At 41.1% G+C, this 17,075-nt stretch carries 12 protein-coding genes and 1 pseudogene; 8 read left to right on the top strand and 5 right to left on the bottom strand.

Annotation, left to right across the window (positions count from 1 at the left end):
- Positions 1 to 8 precede the first annotated feature (8 nt).
- Together V7L07_RS00790 and V7L07_RS00785 are read right to left on the bottom strand one after the other, a co-directional pair.
- The gene (locus V7L07_RS00790; protein WP_335054154.1) at positions 9 to 605 is read right to left on the bottom strand and encodes an FcoT family thioesterase; all 597 of its coding nucleotides are present in this window, start codon (positions 603 to 605) and stop codon (positions 9 to 11) included.
- A 19-nt stretch (positions 606 to 624) separates the two neighbouring features.
- The gene (locus V7L07_RS00785) at positions 625 to 1,482 is read right to left on the bottom strand and encodes a TauD/TfdA dioxygenase family protein (protein WP_335054152.1); all 858 of its coding nucleotides are present in this window, start codon (positions 1,480 to 1,482) and stop codon (positions 625 to 627) included.
- A gap of 631 nt (positions 1,483 to 2,113) precedes the next feature.
- Here V7L07_RS00785 and V7L07_RS00780 point away from each other — a divergent pair.
- From V7L07_RS00780 to V7L07_RS00770, 3 genes are read left to right on the top strand one after another with little or no spacing between them, the layout of a single operon-like run.
- Positions 2,114 to 4,690 carry a TonB-dependent siderophore receptor gene (locus V7L07_RS00780; protein ID WP_335054150.1) on the top strand — a complete coding sequence of 859 codons (2,577 nt, stop codon included), beginning with the start codon at positions 2,114 to 2,116 and terminating at the stop codon, positions 4,688 to 4,690.
- 23 nt (positions 4,691 to 4,713) lie between these two features.
- Complete coding sequence (locus V7L07_RS00775; RefSeq protein ID WP_335054148.1) at positions 4,714 to 5,955, top strand: MFS transporter; 1,242 nt, start codon at positions 4,714 to 4,716, stop codon at positions 5,953 to 5,955.
- A 32-nt stretch (positions 5,956 to 5,987) separates the two neighbouring features.
- Positions 5,988 to 7,259: an MFS transporter gene (locus V7L07_RS00770; RefSeq protein ID WP_335054146.1), complete on the top strand. Its 1,272-nt coding sequence runs from the start codon at positions 5,988 to 5,990 to the stop codon at positions 7,257 to 7,259.
- Positions 7,260 to 7,349: 90 nt separating this feature from the next.
- Here the strand turns inward: V7L07_RS00770 and V7L07_RS33390 are convergent, their stop codons facing one another.
- The 3 genes and pseudogenes from V7L07_RS33390 to V7L07_RS00755 all read right to left on the bottom strand — a co-directional run bounded on the left by V7L07_RS33390 (position 7,350) and on the right by V7L07_RS00755 (position 8,752).
- On the bottom strand, positions 7,350 to 8,093 hold the full coding sequence (locus V7L07_RS33390) for a hypothetical protein (RefSeq protein WP_442935989.1): 744 nt from the start codon (positions 8,091 to 8,093) through the stop codon (positions 7,350 to 7,352).
- Positions 8,094 to 8,132: 39 nt separating this feature from the next.
- A pseudogene (locus V7L07_RS00760) lies at positions 8,133 to 8,489 on the bottom strand (transposase); the annotation flags it as partial.
- Positions 8,490 to 8,590: 101 nt separating this feature from the next.
- The gene (locus V7L07_RS00755) at positions 8,591 to 8,752 is read right to left on the bottom strand and encodes a hypothetical protein (protein ID WP_335054144.1); all 162 of its coding nucleotides are present in this window, start codon (positions 8,750 to 8,752) and stop codon (positions 8,591 to 8,593) included.
- An 837-nt stretch (positions 8,753 to 9,589) separates the two neighbouring features.
- Here V7L07_RS00755 and V7L07_RS00750 point away from each other — a divergent pair.
- From V7L07_RS00750 to V7L07_RS00730, 5 genes are all read left to right on the top strand, one after another.
- Positions 9,590 to 11,233 carry a sensor histidine kinase gene (locus V7L07_RS00750; RefSeq protein ID WP_335054142.1) on the top strand — a complete coding sequence of 548 codons (1,644 nt, stop codon included), beginning with the start codon at positions 9,590 to 9,592 and terminating at the stop codon, positions 11,231 to 11,233.
- Positions 11,234 to 11,394: 161 nt separating this feature from the next.
- Entirely contained in the window at positions 11,395 to 11,778 is a 384-nt protein-coding gene (locus V7L07_RS00745) for a response regulator transcription factor (protein WP_335054139.1), read from the top strand.
- An 83-nt stretch (positions 11,779 to 11,861) separates the two neighbouring features.
- A complete protein-coding gene (locus V7L07_RS00740) occupies positions 11,862 to 12,656 on the top strand; it encodes a response regulator transcription factor (RefSeq protein WP_335054137.1) in 795 nt (264 codons plus the stop codon).
- A 275-nt stretch (positions 12,657 to 12,931) separates the two neighbouring features.
- Positions 12,932 to 14,371: a PDC sensor domain-containing protein gene (locus tag V7L07_RS00735; protein WP_335054135.1), complete on the top strand. Its 1,440-nt coding sequence runs from the start codon at positions 12,932 to 12,934 to the stop codon at positions 14,369 to 14,371.
- Between the two features lie 3 nt (positions 14,372 to 14,374).
- Entirely contained in the window at positions 14,375 to 16,954 is a 2,580-nt protein-coding gene (locus V7L07_RS00730) for a hypothetical protein (protein ID WP_335054134.1), read from the top strand.
- Positions 16,955 to 17,075 lie beyond the last annotated feature (121 nt).

Raw genomic sequence — 17,075 nt, 5'->3', positions numbered from 1 at the left:
GGTGCTTACTATACACTTACAGATTCGCGACTATCATAAAGATTTTTGTCCGGTTCACTCTTTAAGATAGCAATGGTAACATCACCTTCAGCCCAACCATCATTGCGATCGTAAAAGGCGCATGAGGTTTTCAATATGATTAAATTTCCCCGCTCCGAGGATTTATTGATTGATAGAGTTCCTTGAAAGTGATTGGAATTTATTTGTTTTCTAAAGGTACTAGAAAACTTAACAATCAGAAAATTACTAAGTTGGCGACGTTTATAAATTTCTAGATCCCAGTCTGCCATCACTGACAGCAATTTATTGTTCAGAACATAAGCAATCATGATATAAAATAACTGGTTATAACAAATGTTAAATTCCACAGAATTGAAGTGTCCTGTGTCTGTAATATAACAAGACTCTGGAATAGAAAAGTCTCCTTTAATTGAGAAAATATCTTTACTTCCAGTTGTCAATTTTCCCGGTGATTCTTTAGATTCTAAATATTGAAAATGAGCCTTTCTTAAATACTTACAATCATCTTTATAGGGTTCAAGAAAAATATTCAATAAATCTTGACTTACTTCCTCTGTCTTGGTAGATTGCTCGTTGATATCCATAACTGTTCTCCTGAATAAATTAGGGAATATAAAATGGTAAGCCATCGTAAATACCAATCCGGTAGCTTACACTTTTTTCCCCTTTCGGAACTGTGGATGCCATGTGATTAAGCGTTCTGTTATCCCATAATAAAATGTCACCATCTTTCCAGACATGAGTGTGAATATGCTCATTACGCTCAATAAATGAAAATAACTCCCGCAAAATGACTTGATTTTTTTCATAGTCAAGTCCTTTGATACCAGTAGTAAAACCCTGATTCATGTACAAGATTTTTTCGTGAGTAACAGGGTGCGTAATCACAGCAGGATGTTTAACAGGTGGAAATTTCTTTTCAAAATCATCCAAAATATCTATAATCGCCTTATCGATATCCGAATTTTGCACTTTATAACGCCATTTTGCCTCGTGGATCAGATATTCTCCATCGATATAGCTTCTTAAGTTTGGAGGCAACTTTTTATAAACTTGCTGCATATCGATATAATAGGTTTCTCTAAGAGAATTTGGCAGCACTTGTGGGTATAACATCGTAAATGGCAAGGGTTCATCAAGAAATGCACAATCAGTATGCCAATATCTACCAGTTCCGGCGACGCCAAATTTTATCCCATCTTTAGGAACATTGGAAGATACAAATATTTCGGGATAATCTGGGTGATGATAGTTGTCTTGAGGATAAATTTGTGGTGTACCAATTTTTCGAGCTAATTCTAAATATTGGTCATCGTTAATATTTTGCTCTCTGAAGACTACTAATTTATGTTCGTATACAAGTTGTTTAATTATATTGATTTCTGCTGCATTAACCAAAGCAACATTTATATCTGAAATTTCGGCTCCAATACGTTCTGAAGATGGTCTATCAATTTTCATTATTTTCTTCCTTTGTTATCTTTATTTTTGGAAGACAGGTCATTCATTACTATGACTTAATACGGTTCATTTAATAAAAATTGTAGGTTGGTTTAAGCGGAGCGCAACCCGACATGACGAGACGCTACGCAAACACTACAAACTCCGCAAAGTTTGTTTGGCGAACTGCTACACTAACGAGTCAGCGATCGCCAGCAACCTCAGTTCAAGGATGAAAAAAGAGTAATTTAATGTTGCCGTTGTAGTTAACGATATTCTTGATTCATGATTCAGAATATCTATCTTTTGGGATAAAAATTCTCCTAAACAGTTTGGATAACTCTTTTTAGCAACTCTAATTTGCAACGATACTACAAACGCCGCATTATTAGCAAGTCATATAAATATTTTTACAAAAAAGCCTGAGATTAAGGATTTTTGAGACTTTTTTAAACATCAAGCTAAGTTTTACAGATTGTCATTTGACTTATGAGAGATGCTGTCCTCATAATGTTTGAAGCTTTTGTGCAATTTTCAAGAGCATTGAAATATTTTACGACGTGACTTTAGTCGCGCCTCTGAAAACCTCTTCGCAGCTTTTTATAAGCTTGTTGTGGGTGCAATTCTCCATTGAGGGTGTTAAGGAAGTAGGGTGGAAGAACAGAAATTATCTATTTGGATGTGGTTAACAGCAGTTGTATCAGTTTTTCTGACTTTTCCTGCTTATGGTGATGTAGAAAAAGTCAACACTGTGCAATGGAAAAAAGAGGCAATAAATTCAGAAGTACCTATCACAAATATTCCCCAATTAAGTGATATTCCACGTCCCCAAACCAGCGTCAAAGACTTGCTGGCGCAAGAGGTTCCACAAAATCAAGTTATACAAGTAACAGGTGTGCGCCTGAACTCAACTGCTAGTAGTCTAGAAGTCATCTTAGAAACTCCTACATCTAATCAGCTGCAAACCACAGTCAAGAATGAGGGGAACACCTTAAGCGCTGTTATCCCTAATGCTCAACTGCGTTTACCATCAGGTAATTCCTTCCGGGCTGATCATCCTCGTGATGGCATCACGGAGGTAATGATAGTGAATCAGAATGCTAATAGCATTTTGGTGACAGTGAAGGGTTCTACGAGTGTGCCAAAAGTCGAACTATTTGACAGCAACCAAGGTCTGATTTTCGCCCTGACACCAGCTGCATCCTCCTCACAACAACAAACACCAAATCAAGGTCAAAAACCGATTGAACTGCTGGTGACGGGCGAACCGGAAGATAGTTACAAAGTACCCACCGCCAGCACAGGAACCAAGTTCTCGGTGCCACTGCGCGACATTCCTCTGTCAGTTCAGGTGATTCCGCGTCAGGTAATCGAAGATCGGCAGATTGTGCGTCAAGACGACATCACCGATAATGTGAGCGGAGTCCAAAAAGTTATAGGTTATGGAACTTCATCAGCCTATACAATTCGAGGTTTTGCCGATTTTGGCTATTTCCGCAATGGGTTTCGCGGTCCGGTAGGTCTGACTCCTGGTGATACCGCCAATATCGAGTCCATCGAGGTGTTAAAGGGGCCAGCCGCAGTACTTTATGGTAGTGGTTATACCCCAGGAGGGTTACTGAATGTATTGACAAAAAAACCCCTGGATACACCTTTATATAATACTAGCTTCATTGTCGGTAGTTATGATTATTACCGTTCATCCTTGGATTTTACAGGGCCACTGACCACAAATAACGCGCTTCTTTATCGGCTGAATGCTTCCTATGAAAATGCAGATAGCTATCGAGATTTTATTAATAATCAGAACCTTTTATTAGCGCCTTCTTTAACCTGGCAAATTGACAAAAAGACTACTCTTTCTACCCAAGTCGAATATCAAAAATCTGATTTTGTTTTTGATAGTGGACTCCCCCTTGTACCACAATCATTACAAATTCCCATCAGCAGGTCTCTGGCAGAGCCAGGTGCAAATACTAGCCACCTAGATTCAACTTCGGTTACTTATACCCTGGAACGTAAGTTTAGTGACAATTGGAGCTTTAAGCAAGGATTTAACGCCCTCCTAGCTAATCTGGATTTAGGCTCTTACACATATTACTACTCACCAAACTTAAATGCTAATGGTACGGTGAATCGGCTGATATTAAAAGGGCCTGAACAAAGTGAAAACTATACGTTGACAAATGAATTATTTGGTAAGTTTAGCACTGGCTCAATTAACCACAATGTCTTAATTGGAGTAGAGCTATATCGAAGACAATTAAGTACTAATTTTGCCGGTGCATTCATCGCGCCGATTAATATTTTTAATCCAGTGTATGGAGCGCAACCAGGCTCCTTCAGTTCTCAACTTGGACTTGCTAGCCAATATGGTGCAGACGATCTGGGAATTTATGTACAAGATTTGGTCGAGATTCTGCCTAACCTCAAACTTTTGGCAGGTGTGCGCTTTGATTCAAGTAACTCATTCGCCAAAGATAGTCCTGGAGGCAATTTAATTAACGAGCAAGTAGATAATAAATTTTCGCCACGAGCGGGGATTGTCTATCAGCCGAGTAAGTCAACGTCCATTTATTTTAATTGGTCTAACTATTTTAATCCTTTATACTCCAGTACGAGCAAGACAGGAGAATTATTTAAACCGCAAACTTCTGAACAATTTGAGGTGGGAATTAAACAGGAATTTCTGGAAAATCGTCTTTCAGCTACATTAGCATTCTACGAAATTACTCGGCAAAATCTACTCACAGCAGACCCAACAAATCCACTTTATAGCATTCAAACGGGAGAACAAAAAAGCCGGGGGATTGAACTAGATGTCACCGGACAAATATTGCCAGGATGGAAGGTCATAGGTACTTACACTTACACAGATGCCTTTGTCAGCCAAGACAATACTATTCCTGTAGGTAATCGATTAATTGGTGTGCCGTATAACAGCGCTAGTTTGTGGACAACTTATGAGTTGCAAAGTAGCAATTTGAAGGGATTGGGGTTTGGTTTGGGACTGGTGTATTCAGGAGACTACGAAGTATCATTACCGAATACTTTCACCGTGCCTTCATACCTCAGAGCGGATGCTGCTTTCTTTTATCGCCGCAATAAATTACGCATTGGTCTGAACTTTAATAATATATTTAATACTCAGTATTATTATACCCAGATTGGTGCCTTGTCTCCAGCACCACCTTTTAATGTCCGGGGTTCGGTGTCTTTCGAGTTCTGATTAACGTAGGAGACTTGATCTTGATGATTAGTACCAAAAGTTTGCAGAAACTAGGGTTATTGGGCAGCTTGTATATGTCACAGTTCATCCCCACGATGTTTCTGTTTCAAGCCCTACCCGTATTCATGCGTCAGCAGGGAGTTTCTCGACAAGCAATTGGTTTGCTGTCATTATTGCTCCTACCTTCGATGCTCAATTTTCTCTGGGCCCCTCTACTAGATCGCTATAGCTTTACCACTGTTGGACATTATCGGTTCTGGATTATCTGCTTTCAACTCCTCATTGCCTGCACTACTGTTGCTGGTGGTTTACTTGACATTCAACACAATTTTACTGGTCTGGTGATTTGTTTGTTTGTCATGTGTTTCTTTTGTTGTCTGCAAAACATTGCTACCGATGCTTTGGCTGTGGGGTTGCTAGATGTCAATGAGCGCGGTTTGGGTAATGGGGTGCAAATAGGAGGTAGTTATTTAGGGGCGGTGATTGGCGGTGGTTTGATGTTGAGCTTGCTCAATTACTGGGGATGGAAAGCCACTATGTTTACTTTGGGGCTGCTGGTGGTAATGGCGCTGCTGCCAATTTTACTGCACAAAGAACGCAGGAGAAATCATCAAGCAAGGTCTGAGTCTCAACGCTCGACTCTGGCTTGGAAAAATTTAGTCCAATTTTTCCGTCGTCCTGGAATATGGCGTTGGTTGCTGATTTTAGTGCTTTATCTGAAAGGTAGCGCCATAGCCAGCACTATGTACCGTCCTTTTTTGGTGGATATGGGGCTGTCTTTAGCAGATATCGGCTTATTGCTAGGAGTAGTTAGTTATAGTACTGGTGTATTGGCGGCGCTGATTGCGGGTTTGCTGATTAATCCCTTGGGGCGAAAGCGATCGCTGATTCTATTTGGTTTGCTGCAAGCTGTAGCGATCGCCATTTACCTGCTACCGGCATTTGGTGTGAAAAGTTTACCCATACTCTATTTAGCTGCGATCGCTGTACAGTTCTCTACCAGCATGGCAAGTACAACTATATCAACTATTATGATGGACAAAAGCAAACTAGAGACAGCTGGCACAGATTACTCCATCCAAGGTTCAGTTGCTTCCTTTAGCGGTATTGCGGCGGCGGCGATCAGTGGCGTAATTGCTGAAGCCTTGGGCTATCGGGGAGTGTTTGCTATTAGTGTGGCGATCGCTGTCCTTGGTGTCGCAATTATTGCCATAGCCTTTGATGACACTAGAAACACTCAGGACTCAGCCCTTACCACTCAGTAAGCATCTAGCCACTCGGTTGTCAATTAACCCTTATGGGAAAACTAAAAGTTGATGGTATACAACAGCTACCTCTTTGGCAGCCCCTCTTAGTACAGGACTTTCTCCTTCTGTATATTGGTGAAAGCGTTTCACTCCTGGGCGATCAATTTTACTTAGTGGCATTGCCTTGGTTGACTATCCAGTTGACTCACTCTCCTGTCAGCTTGGGTGCAGTACTGATGGCAGCGGCGGTTCCTCGTGCTGTTTTTCTGCTCATTGGTGGTGTAGTTAGCGATCGCCTACCACCCCGGTTAATCATGCTTGTTGCCAATGCTTTGCGTGCGGTGCTGACGGCATTACTGACGGCGTTGGTTATGTTCCAGGCGACGCAACTATGGCATCTTTACCTATTTGCCATCAGCTTTGGAGTCGTAGATAGCTTTTTCATCCCCGCCGCTAAGTCGATTATACCCAGTCTTGTAACAAAGGAATTGTTAGCAGCAAGTAACGCTTTGAGTATGGGAACTACCCAACTCCTAGTACTGATTGGGCCTGCTTTCGGCGGTTTACTAATTGCGACAACCGGTATTCAGACAGCATTTGCCATAGATACTGCCAGTTTTCTAGTCACAACGTTAACACTTCTGCTGATGAAAGGCAGACATCAACCAAGTGCTGCTTTTGACTCGTCCATGAAAAAGCCCACGTTAAAGAGCAAGATTTTTAGTTTAATTGCTGGTATTCATGAGGGATTAAACTATGTGTGGCATAATCCACCGCTCAGAGTGGTTTTGCTAGTCATCACGATATTAAACTTAATTTTCGTCGGCCCATTACAAGTTGGCATCGTATCACTGGCTCAAAGTCGCTTTCCTGGTGGTGTCATCGCTTTAGGCATAATGAATTCGGCTTTGGGTGGTGGTGGATTGTTAGGGACACTAATACCTGGATTCCTTCGCCGTCTTCCAAAGCTTGGAGTTCTGATGCTGAGTCTTGCTAGTATCCAAGGTTTTAGTATGTTCCTACTTGGGTACATATCAAATCTAGTCTGGGCTGGCGTGACAATCGCTATACTGGGGTGTTGTAGCGGCTTTTTTACTGTTGTAGGAATTACCTGGATTCAAAAGCAAACTTCACATGAAATGTTAGGGAGAGTTATGAGCTTGGGAATGCTTTCTTCCTTTGGGGTTGCTCCTTTTTCCTACGCTTTAGCTGGCATCTTAGCCGCTTTAAATATCACAATTCTTTTTAGTGTTGCAGGTAGCATCATGCTAATGCTCAGTGTCTTGTTAATGACAAATGCATCTATACGCACGATTGATTAACACTGATAACTTTCTTAACCGAGCCGTACTGAGTTGTGTCTCATCGGGACAAACTACGTACAGCTTGCTCCAAATCGCAATGACTCAATTTCAACTATCAATATAGTTGAGCGATGCGATTTTCCGTCGCCAGGGCAGTTCCGATGTTACCTTTAGCCATTTGGCGTGCTGGCTGAACATCGAATCAACGATACGAATAAACGCCTCATAGCTGTTGAATAGTCCGTGCCTTCCAGTTAGCAGATAGCCTTCCAACCAACCTTGACACTGGTGTTCACTAAGCATCGAGTCCAGTACTTGTCCGGTGGGCGCGAGGAATTCATCATTTTTTTCTTCCCGCGCTTTCCACTGGCGATTAGTAACTTCAAACACCGCGCCCAAAAGATTTGAGAGTGTCTCATCTGGACCGAAGATGCGGAAATTGCGCTGATTCAGCTTGACTACATCACGCAGGAATTGGCCCAGCACGAGGGTATCTTGACCGTCAACGGCACCAGGTACAGGCACGGCTTGAGATATCTCTTCATCCAAGATACCAGTATAATATTCTTCCATAACTCTATCTATTTCAGCATCTATTTCAGCCCAATCTGCAAGATAAGCAGAATTATCCTCTTCCTTACCAGACGACTGATCGTCTCGCTGTTTTCCTTCACGTACACACTGTATATGTATAACATTACCCTGAGCAAACATCCGCTGCACTCCAGAATTCGCAGCCCCAGTTACTTGTGCTGACTCACCCCGCGCTGCTTTCGCACCCATAACATCGGCTTCAGTTTCTAATTGAGAGTCAGTATTAATGGCAACTCCCTTAGACTGAGGCGCGGTCACTCGTCCGGCTCGTTGTTGTTCTACGTGAGCTAATTCGTGATACTGCCGTTTGACATAATCTGTTGTATTACCTTTCTTTTTGTCTCCAGTTTCATCAATAATTAAAATGATTGGTCTTCCTTTTAATACCTCTAAAATTAGCTCTAATCTCAAGGTTCTTAGTTCTTCTACGTCCCAAGATGATGTAGTTAAAAAATGATGTAGTCCTTGATAGTTATCTAGCCCGACAATTTTCGCTATTTCAGGTAGACTTTTCCGTTTTAAATCAGAAATACATCCTAGATGTAGATATTTGAAAGCTTCAAAATTCCTAACATCTGAAAACAGATTTTTATACCACAAGCAATATTCATCCACAAACTTGACGGTTTTTATGGGTGAACGAGGCTCTACTATGCTCTGTGTCTTCGTTCTAGGCTTTGTACATTATTATACTACGCCATAGTGACACAAGAGAGATAGTCCGCCGATACCGGAGAAAAGCGAGAGGACTGATTTCATGAGGCGATCGCACTCCTGACCAATTCATCAGGTACTTCAAAAATCCCCAACCGCCTAATGTAAGGAATCGGTGTGATTTCTCGCAGGTTCTCGAACTGCCAGTGGTATTGCCCAGGTATTCCCCAACCAGATGCAACTTGTGAGAACAGGGTTGTCATTCAACCAAAATGGTAGCGCCATCACGTTTGCACAAGCTTTAGCCAAAGGATTCCAGTGAGATTCCTTAAGTGCATTGCGTTTAAAAAGCAGGTCAGCAGGAAGATGGGGCGCTGCCAGCCTTGAGAAGGTCTTTTTGACCATTTGTGAGGCAGAGGTTGTGGAGGAAAAGTTATTGGGTTTGATAGAGTGGGAATATGGAGTTGATAAAAGATAGGGCTTTGGGGCAAAAAGCGGATTAAGGGCTGTTTAGTACATTTGCACGGGTGGGTTGAGGTTAAGTATTTTCCGAAAAAGTAATATATTGTTTGCAAAGTGTAATATTAGTGTAATAGTATTGCGTTAACAATCGAATAGCTGTATGGTTAGAATTGAATTTTATAGAAAGCCCAAGTCAAACAAATTTTTAGTGTATTGAAAAAGTATTGTTCTGTCGAACTAACTTGGTAGAACGGTATGATTATTTTATGATTTGAATTAACTAAATTTGAGTGTTCCAAAGTCTATTATTAATTGGTGGTAGTTCGTTGTATCCTGTTACTAAATATATAGGTTTAAGAGATTTTATCTTAGTTACTATAAAGCAGCTAAAGATTATCAAAAAGCAAGTTAGTTTTTCCAGAATTTAAATCTATAGTCAACGAAAATTAATGTTTCCATGATGACTTGTTCGCAGTTTTAAACCTCCAAACTCTATATTTTGAGTAGTTCTAAGTTTTGGGAAATACTCTCTATTACATAAACTTAATTAAGGAATGCATTGAGTAGTTAGAGTGCCAAGAAGTTTTTTGTGTCATCAAATAAATTCGGTTAATTATAAATGATTAGCATTGAAACTTATGATTTTCACAAACAAGTTTTCTGAGCTACACAATTCTCAAGCCGACACATTGCAATTAGAAGAAGAGTTGCAATTTAGCAAGTTTTTAATGGAACGTTTAACAGATCCAGTTTTCTGGATAAGTTCAGATGCACGGATTATATATGTCAATCAGGCAGCTTGTAATTTTGTAGGTGATTCCTACGAAGAATTACTTTCTATGACCATACATGATGTAATACTAGACTTTTCACTAGAAGTATGGCCCAACTGCTGGAAAACTATTAAACAACAAGGTTCCTTATACTTTGAATCTATACATCAAACTCAAGAAAACCAGCGCTTAACAGTGGAAATCACTGCTAGCTATATGGAATATGAAAGTAGAGAGTATGGTTGTATCTTGATCCGAGATATCAGCAAACGCAAGCATGTTTCATTCGTCTTATCTAAGACTAATCAGATACTAGAGTACAGAGTACAGGAGCTTTTAACCGAAATAAAATACGTCAGCCAACTATTGTATCATGAAATATCTGAGTGCAAGTGGGTAAAAGCAAAACTTGAGAATTCCCTTTCCTTACTTCAAGCAACTCTAGAATCTATCGATTGCGGTGTTATTGCTATTGGATGTGACGGAGATATTATTAGCTCCAATCGGAAGTTTGCTCAGATGTGGCAGGTTCCCGATTCTATTATTAATTCATGTAACTATCAGCAATATCTAACTTTTTACATCAGCCAAATTAACAATCCAGAAATATTGTGCAGAGATATCCAAAAACTCAATAGCCAAAATGATTTTGAAAGCTATGATATTCTGGAATTGAAAGATGGCAGGTTTTTCGAGCGATGTAGTAAGCCTCTACGGCTCAGTGAAGAAATTATTGGGATAGTATGGAGTTTTCGAGACATCACTGAACGTCAACAAGCAGAATCAGAAAATCGCCGAATTCTAGAACAAGAAAAACAACTTGCAGAAGGTAGAGCGCAGTTTGTCTCTATGGTTTCTCATGAATTCCGCAGTCCCCTGAATGTAATTTCGTATTCCACTAGTTTATTGAAACGTCATAGTCACCACTGGAGTGATGAGAAAAAACTCCAGTATTTGCAGCGTCTTCAAACAGCAACTGAACAGATTAGTCACTTAATGGATGAAGTTCTCCTGATTGGGAGTGCGGAGGCCGGAAAGCTACAGTGTGAACTAAAATCGCTTGATTTAAACTTATTCTGCCGTGAGATATTGGCAGAAATAAACCTACAAACAAATAGTCTAAGTGTAGTTAACTTCGTTAGCCAAGGTAATTGTAAACCAGTTTGGGTAGATAAAAAATTGCTACAACCAGTTCTAATGAATTTACTTTCAAATGCTGTTAAATATTCTCCAGCAAGTACTAAGGTTGATTTGATATTGTCTTACCAAGATGAAAAAGTTATTTTTCAAATTAAGGATAATGGAATTGGCATTTCGCTAGAAGATCAACAACAGTTATTTAAGCCATTTTATCGAGGTGGGAATGTAGGTGACATACCAGGTAATGGATTAGGACTAGCAATTGTCAAAAAGCTTGTAGACTTGCATCATAGTCAAATTGACGTGGTGAGTGAAGTTGGGAAAGGTACTATTTTTACAGTTACATTATTCTTAAAACAACCACTATAGCAATGCCAAATCATTTGTGAGAGAGTAAAGGCTGAAAAGAGTAATGACTACAGTAGGAGACTTATGCTAAGGAAGCTAAAAAAGCGCTAGTCTTGTTTAAAGAAAAAGTATTGTCATTGAGTTTGGCATCCGCTAATGTAAAAAGACCGATGGACTGGTAAATGATGAAAAAAATCTTAGTAATTGAAGATGAGGTGCAAATGCGAGACATATTAGTAGAAAGCTTGCAGGCAGAAGGTTTTGATACTATTTGTGCGGAAAATGGTCGTGTTGGTGTCAATAAAGCACAAGAGTACTTGCCTGACTTAGTAATTTGCGACATTATAATGCCAGAACTTGATGGTTACGGTGTTCTGACTACGCTGCGTCAGAACTTTTTGACAGCCAAAATTCCGTTAATTTTTTTGACTGCTAAGACTAGCGATTTGGAACGGTACTATGGCATGGATCTAGGAGCAAATGCCTATGTTACTAAGCCTTGTACAGTAGAGGGTTTGCTAGCAGCGATCGCTAAAGTTTGTAAACTTTACACGTGGTCTAATTAATATGATCTATGAAATGATTTTTTTTGCATAATTTGGATCATTTTGATTGACTAATAATTCATCAGTGAACATCAGAGCCAATTATGACAAAAGTTTTGGTGATTGAAGATGAGGCAGAAACCAGAGATATCTTTCTAGATAGCTTAGAGGCAGAAGGTTTTGAAGCCATAGGTGCAAAAAATGGTGTTATGGGTGTGCAGAAGGCGCTAGAAAACTTACCAGATTTGGTGCTTTGTGACATTATGATGCCAGAACTTGATGGTTATGGTGTTCTCTCCACTCTGCGCCAAGATCCTACTACAGCTATGATCCCCTTTATTTTTCTGACTGCTAAAGCTACGAAGGCTGAACTTCGTCAAGGCATGGATTTGGGAGCTGATGACTATCTTACTAAACCCTCGACGGTAGAAGAATTATTGGGAGCGATCGCAACTCGACTGCAAAAACAAACAGCAATAAAAGAGTATTACGCAGCACATTTTCCCCAAACTCTAGTTTCACCTTTATCTGAAACGACAAAATCAGTAAATTCGCAATCGATATTTCCTTCTGACTCTCATCTGAGCCAAGTCTTCGAGTACATTGAAGCAAATTATCATCAACCAATTAGTTTACAAGATGTGGCTCTTGCTGTTGGTTACTGTCCTGCTTACTTAACCGACTTAGTACGCCGTCATACGGGACAAACAGTTAATCATTGGATTGTGGAACGTCGGATGGTAGCAGCACGTACCTTATTGCTTCAAAGTAGCTTGTGTGTGAATCAAATTGCTGAAACGGTAGGTTATCAGCATGAAGGTCATTTTTTCCGCCAGTTTCGGCAGCATCACAAGACTACTCCCCAAGCTTGGAGAAAGGCACAATTATTAACAATTTAAAAATTGTACCCTTACAGGGATCTTGCTACGCGCAGCATCGCGTAGAGAAGAGATCCCCGACTTCTTTAACAAGTCGGGGATCTGAATATATCTAAGTTAGAACAGTAAAAACTAAAAAAATGTGAGTCTTATACAAAGATTGTGCATTGAAGTAATTAGTTACCTTTCCTAAGCTGCTAAAGATAAGAAGCAGTAAAAGAATTTTAGAATTGAAGCTTCCAATTTATACGTTTATGTAAAAACTTTTATACCTCAACAGGTATTGCATTTTGAAAATGAAGCATTTTCATCGTTTTTTCTACCCTCCAGCTTGGCCGATCGCTGCTAAGATTTCGGCGGCATTGGTGGCGGCGGCGCTGATACCGATGAGCTTCATTTCCTATTACAATCTGCGGCAGAGCTTAGATAGTGTAGAGGCTGGAGAATACCGCAAGTTAGAACTATTAGCTACTAGTGTTGCTAGTCGTCTTGACCAATTAATTATTGATATTCAGCGGATTGTCGTTCAAGTTAGCAGCGATCGCCATGTGGTAAATTTTCTCGCTGCAACCTCCTCTGGAGAACGTGCAGACTTGCGTAATGATATGCAACAAGCCCTTGAAAATGTCTTCCGCTCTAATCCAGACTTTGATGCTATTTTTATCATGGATAAAGAGGGACGTGCTGTTGCGGCAACTGATCCCACATTTGTTGGTCAAAATTACGCTTTCCGTGAGTATTTCCGCTCTAGCATTCAGGGGAACTCTTATATATCTAGTATTCTGGTAGGTAAAACGACGAAACGACCAGGAATGTTTCTCTCTCACCCAGTGCGATCGCCTAGTGGTGAAATCGTCGGAGTCTTAGTACTCAAAATTAGGGGTGCAGATATTAGAGCGATTGTCAATACATTGCAAGTAGGTTCTCAAAGCTACGCATTTCTAATTGACCAACAGGGAGTAATCATCAGTCATGCCAATCAATCTCTGCTTTACCATAGCCTCATCCCTCTGTCCCCCGATATTTTAAAGCAGATTGCCGCTGACAGACGTTATGGACTAGAGCAGATTCAGAGCTTGAACATTGCAGAGTTGAAAGTGATGGTGAAAGCAAAACTTGTAGGTCATGCAATCTATCGCTTTCCACCCCAGCAGATGCCCCGCATAGTTGGTTTTGCACCTTTAGCAGAACAATCTTGGGTTTTGGGAATCAGCCAACCCAAGGCACAGTTTGCTGCACCTTTGAACCGGCTGATTTGGCTGCACGGCAGCAGTGTGGTAGTTGTAGGCGGCATCACAGCGATCATGGCGCTACTCTTAGCCAGAAGAATTTCTCGACCGATTCACGCCCTCACAGAAGCCGCTCAAGCACTAGAACAAGATGATTTTGATTCTCATGTATTGGAACTCCGTCAGAGTTTGGCAAAATCAACACATAGTCAAGATGACATCGGTCTATTAGTGCGTGTTTTCTTGAAGATGGCTGAAAAAGTCAGAATGCGAGATCAGAAGTTGAAAATGCAAGTCCAAGAACTTCGCATTGAAATTGATGAAACCAAAAGAGCTAATAATGTTGCGGAAATTACGGAAAATGAACACTTTCAGCAGTTACAAATGAAAATCCAAAAGCTCAGGGAACAGACAGTAACCGTCAGTGAAACTGAGACAGAGTACTACCAGAGATTGCAAAGTAAGGTGCAATCTTTGAAAGAGCGATCGCTAAATACTGAGGTATAGATCATGTCATCCGACGACGAACTGATATCACGGGAGGAAGTGCTGGCGGGTTTACCTGCGAGACGAGCGAATACACTACTGTTTTTGATCGAGAGTCGGACGGCGCAAATAGTGGCGCGATCGCTGGTGGAATTTTCCTTAACAGAGCAAGCTACCAATGAGCGTGATTTAGCTTTCTTAGAAGCCTTTGCTTTAGGAAATGCCCCACCACTCCACCCCACGATTCAGCACTTGGAACGCTACGCCAGTCAGTGGGCATCTCTAGTACCAGAAAATCCCAAATTAAAAGCTGCGATCGCCCATGCTTTGGCACAGAAATACACTTTCACCGAGAAAGTAGTGCCTCACATCCGCGCCGCTTTGGGTTTGGATGAGAAAACGGTACAGGTGGCTTATTCCCGCTTTTACAGAAAACAACTCTTAACTATTTTTGCATCCCAATTGCCACTGATTGAACAGTGGCGCTGGATGAGTGCTGCGATCGCCCAAAGTCTAGAATCTCTGCCCCCCTTCTGGCTAGCGTCCATACTCACCGTTGCTTTAGGGCTTCCCCAAGCCTTCTTAGCCTTGCCCATTGCTGTCGCCGATGTTGGTCCATTAGTTACCATTGCCTTTTTGCTGATTATTGGTACTATCAACATCCTGACGATGGCTTGTATGGCAGAAGCCGTAGGGCGTAGTGGTGACTTCCGTTATGGGAATTCTTTTATCAAACAATTAGTATCTAATTATTTAGGAAATGCAGGTTCATTTATACTTTCTATTGCAGTTGGTATCCGAGTTTTTCTGATTGCATTAGCTTGTTATATTGGTTTGTCGGTGACGATGGCCAGCTTTACACCGATACCCGCAGCATTATGGGCAGCATTGCTTTTTGGTGGAGGGTTATATTTGCGATCGCGTAAATCTTTGAACTTCACCGTCGCCTTAATGGTATTTTTGGCAGTAATCAACGTGAGTTTGTTGCTGATCCTTTCACTGCTGGCATTCAGTCATATTCAACTAGAAAATTTATTATATATAAAATTGCCCTTTCTTGATGGTCATTTCCAACCGGGGATACTACAGAGGATTTTCGGTGTCAGCCTGATGCTTTACTTTGGCCATGTGTATGTCGGGGAATGTGGCAAACTCATACTTCCGCGTGACTCTAGCGCCACCTCCTTGATTTGGGGTAGCGTTGCGGGAACAGCTTTTTTGACTATATTGTTTTGCATTTGGGTGTTAGCAGTTAATGGAGCGATCGCCCCCCAATTGCTAGCAGGACAATCAGGCACCGCTTTAGCACCACTAGCAAGAGAAGTCGGTTCCATCGTCACAGTTTTGGGGGCAGTTTTAGTCACTCTACTTTTAGGAATGGCTTGGCTACGTAGTTCCAGTCTCCTAGTCAACTTAGCTAAAGAGTGGTTGCCTATCCGACCGAAATCTGTATTAAGCTTACCTCGCCAGCAAGGAATGTTAATATTACATCCCTCTGGAGAATCCAGCCAGATTCCCCATATTGGTTTAACCTACTTGGGACAATCAGAAACTCAATCTAAGTTTCGTGTAGATATTCAGTTAAGCGGCAAAGTTGACTCTGTAGAAATTGCGATCGCTGAACATTGGGATATTAAAGAACTATTCAATCAATTTCCCGACTTACGCAAGTGGGATACCCGCTTGGCTTTAGATGTCAAATCAGTTAACCAGGATAGAGCTTGTCTACAAATCATTTCACCGATGCTCTTAGTTTATGAAGGAGGTTTGAAAGCTGATGCCGGAAATTTTGCTTTTGAGCATCAGAGTCAGACGAAAAAGTTTTGGACAACCTTGCTCAACCAACGTCGCTTCTTCTTATCCATCAGCCCCTTACTGCTAGTTTTTTTGTTGACAGAGTGGCTTTTCTTGGCTGGTGTCCAATCCTTTACCAATATACTCGCCTTCGCCGGCATCCTTGGCAATTCCCTTGTTGGTGGTATTTTCCCAGTTTTATTATTAGTTTCTAGTCGACGCAAAGGCGAACTTATACCCGGAGTCGTCTTGAAACTTCTCAACCATCCATTGTTCAGCGTGGGTGTATACAGTTTATTCTTAGGCATCCTGCTCATCCACGGCTTATTTATCTGGGAAAATTCCGTGGCGCGGATTACTGCATTGTCCGTTGCTGCACTATCTTTAGGAGCAACTCTAGTGATGAAAAACTATGGAGCCTTTGCTTCTCGTGTAGTTGTAGAACTGCGAGAAGATCAACATCTGGGGGGTAGTTCCGTATTCACAATCACAGCAGGCGGACAACCAAAAATCGCCCAAGTGCTGCTGGGATATGCCGATGGTGAGCAACATCACCAAGGAGCCACGATTGAGATTCCATCACTCTCATCCCTGCGCTATGCCACCTTTCAATTACCAAACAAGCAAGAAAAAGAACTTAGAGTGTGGGCGCACACAAGCAACTCCAAAGTTGACTCCAAAAGTTTGCCTGCACTAGTAGAAGTCCAGAGTGGAAACAAGAATATGCAGTTTAACTTGCAGCTATCCAACGGACGAGTGTTGCTACCCTTGGGGGGCGATCGCTGCTGGTTAAAATTTACGTTCCCATAGTTAGCAAAATGAGGGAGCAGGAATTTTAGATTTTAAATTTTGGATTTTGAATTAAATTTCAATCTAAAATCCAAAATCTAAAATCCAAAATTGAATTGCCCAATGCCCAATAAATAATTAA

Source organism: Nostoc sp. (assembly GCF_036916985.1).
Lineage (GTDB): Bacteria > Cyanobacteriota > Cyanobacteriia > Cyanobacteriales > Nostocaceae > Nostoc.
This window is presented reverse-complemented; position numbering and strand designations above follow the sequence as displayed.